1 rRNA gene is annotated in these 3,312 nt (G+C 57.0%); it reads right to left on the bottom strand.

Features of this window, described 5'->3' with window-relative positions:
• Window positions 1-78: 78 nt before the first annotated feature.
• Window positions 79-3,187, bottom strand: a 23S ribosomal RNA gene (locus tag AC0AIB_RS30825).
• Between the last annotated feature and the right edge of the window lie 125 nt (window positions 3,188-3,312).

The raw sequence follows: 3,312 nt of genomic DNA, 5'->3' as shown, positions 1-3,312 counted from the left end.
ACACACGCGCGGGCTGGTCGTGTGACCAGTCGGGGTGTTTGCTTGTTCAGAGTTGCACAGTGGACGCGTAGCAGCTTCGTAGTCAAGTCCTCGGCCTATTAGTACCGGTCAACTGAACCCGTTACCGGGCTTACATTTCCGGCCTATCAACCCAGTCGTCTAGCTGGGGGCCTTACCCCACCATAGGTGGGTGGGATACCTCATCTTGAAGCAGGCTTCCCGCTTAGATGCTTTCAGCGGTTATCCCTTCCGAACGTAGCTAACCAGCCGTGCCCCTGGCGGGACAACTGGCACACCAGAGGTTCGTCCGTCCCGGTCCTCTCGTACTAGGGACAGCCCTTCTCAAGTATCCTACGCGCACGGCGGATAGGGACCGAACTGTCTCACGACGTTCTAAACCCAGCTCGCGTACCGCTTTAATGGGCGAACAGCCCAACCCTTGGGACCTGCTACAGCCCCAGGATGCGACGAGCCGACATCGAGGTGCCAAACCATCCCGTCGATATGGACTCTTGGGGAAGATCAGCCTGTTATCCCCGGGGTACCTTTTATCCGTTGAGCGACACCGCTTCCACTCGCAAGTGCCGGATCACTAGTCCCGACTTTCGTCCCTGCTCGACCTGTCAGTCTCACAGTCAAGCTCCCTTGTGTACTTGCACTCAACACCTGATTGCCAACCAGGCTGAGGGAACCTTTGGGCGCCTCCGTTACCCTTTAGGAGGCAACCGCCCCAGTTAAACTACCCACCAGACACTGTCCCTGAACCGGATAACGGTCCGAAGTTAGATACCCAAATCAACCAGAGTGGTATTTCAAGATTGCCTCCACCCATACTGGCGTACAGGTTTCACTGGCTCCCACCTATCCTACACAAGCCCATTCAGATACCAATGTCAAGCTATAGTAAAGGTCCCGGGGTCTTTCCGTCCTGCCGCGCGTAACGAGCATCTTTACTCGTACTGCAATTTCGCCGGGCCTGTGGTTGAGACAGTGGGGAAGTCGTTACGCCATTCGTGCAGGTCGGAACTTACCCGACAAGGAATTTCGCTACCTTAGGATGGTTATAGTTACCACCGCCGTTTACTGGCGCTTAAGTTCTCCGCCTCGCCCCGAAAGGCTAACAGGTCCCCTTAACGTTCCAGCACCGGGCAGGCGTCAGTCCATATACATCGAATTACTTCTTCGCATGGACCTGTGTTTTTAGTAAACAGTCGCTTCCCCCTGCTCTCTGCGGCCATACAACGCTCCACCCGCATGGGGCTTCACGTCTCCGGCCCCCCTTCTCCCTAAGTTACGGGGGCAATTTGCCGAGTTCCTTAACCACAGTTCGCCCGATCGCCTCGGTATTCTCTACCTGACCACCTGTGTCGGTTTGGGGTACGGGCCGCTAAGAACTCGCTAGAGGCTTTTCTCGGCAGCATAGGATCACTGACTTCACCTGAATCGGCTCGGCATCACGTCTCAGCCCTGTGCACCGCGGATTTGCCTACGGCACGGCCTACACGCTTACCCCGGCACAACCACCGGCCGGGCTCAGCTACCTTCCTGCGTCACCCCATCGCTTGACTACTACCTACCAGGTTCCCACGCTCCCCGTTCTTGGTCCGAAGACCGCCAACAGTTCGGGCAGTTAGCACAATAAGGTTCATCACGGGCGCTCTTTCGCGGGTACGGGAATATCAACCCGTTGTCCATCGACTACGCCTCTCGGCCTCGCCTTAGGTCCCGACTCACCCAGGGCGGATTAGCCTGGCCCTGGAACCCTTGGTCATCCGGCGGAAGGGTTTCTCACCCTTCTTTCGCTACTCATGCCTGCATTCTCACTCGTGCCGCGTCCACAACTGGGTCACCCCGCTGCTTCACCCCCGGCACGACGCTCCCCTACCCATCCACACACCTGCACCAGATATCAAGACCTGGCGAAGTATCATGTGAATGCCACAGCTTCGGCGGTGTGCTTGAGCCCCGCTACATTGTCGGCGCGGAACCACTTGACCAGTGAGCTATTACGCACTCTTTAAAGGATGGCTGCTTCTAAGCCAACCTCCTGGTTGTCTATGCGACCCCACATCCTTTTCCACTTAGCACACGCTTAGGGGCCTTAGCTGGTGATCTGGGCTGTTTCCCTCTCGACTACGAAGCTTATCCCCCGCAGTCTCACTGCCGCGCTCTCACTTACCGGCATTCGGAGTTTGGCTGATTTCGGTAAGCTTGTGGGCCCCCTAGACCATCCAGTGCTCTACCTCCGGCAAGAAACACGCGACGCTGCACCTAAATGCATTTCGGGGAGAACCAGCTATCACGGAGTTTGATTGGCCTTTCACCCCTAACCACAGGTCATCCCCCAACTTTTCAACGTTGGTGGGTTCGGCCCTCCACGCGGTCTTACCCGCGCTTCAGCCTGCCCATGGCTAGATCACTCCGCTTCGGGTCTAGAACATGCGACTACGACGCCCTATTCAGACTCGCTTTCGCTACGGCTCCCCCACACGGGTTAACCTCGCCACATGCCACTAACTCGCAGGCTCATTCTTCAAAAGGCACGCCGTCACCCCGCAAGGCTCCGACGGATTGTAGGCGAACGGTTTCAGGTACTATTTCACTCCCCTCCCGGGGTACTTTTCACCATTCCCTCACGGTACTCGTCCGCTATCGGTCACCAGGAAGTATTTAGGCTTACCAGGTGGTCCTGGCAGATTCACGGCAGATTTCAGGGGTCCGCCGCTACTCGGGAACACCCACAGAAGGTCAGCAACTTTCACCTACCGGACTCTCACCGACTACGGTCAGCCATTCCAGACTGTTCGGCTAGCCACTGACTTGATAACTCCTCGAACAAGTGTCAGCCTGTTCAGCAGGGTCCCACAACCCCGACTACGCAACCCCTGACAGGTATCACACGCAACCGGTTTAGCCTCAATCCGCTTTCGCTCGCCACTACTCACGGAATCACTTATTTGTTTTCTCTTCCTACGGGTACTGAGATGTTTCACTTCCCCGCGTTCCCCCCATACACCCTATGTGTTCAGGTGCAGGTGACACCACATGACTGGTGCCAGGTTTCCCCATTCGGACACCCTGGGATCACAGCTTGGTTGACAGCTCCCCCAGGCCTATCGCGGCCTCCCACGTCCTTCATCGGCTCCTGGTGCCAAGGCATCCACCGTTCGCCCTTGACAACTTGACCACAAAGATGCTCGCGTCCACTGTGCAATTCTCAACAAACAACCAACCCACAACCCACAGCCCCACACCAAACAGCCCCCCACAGGGAACCCGGTATGCGAGACCAGGCCATGCCTGGCACCCCCC

This window comes from Micromonospora sp. DSM 43699, assembly GCF_055517075.1.
Note: the sequence above shows the minus strand (reverse complement) of the source record. Positions and strands in the feature narration are given on the sequence as shown.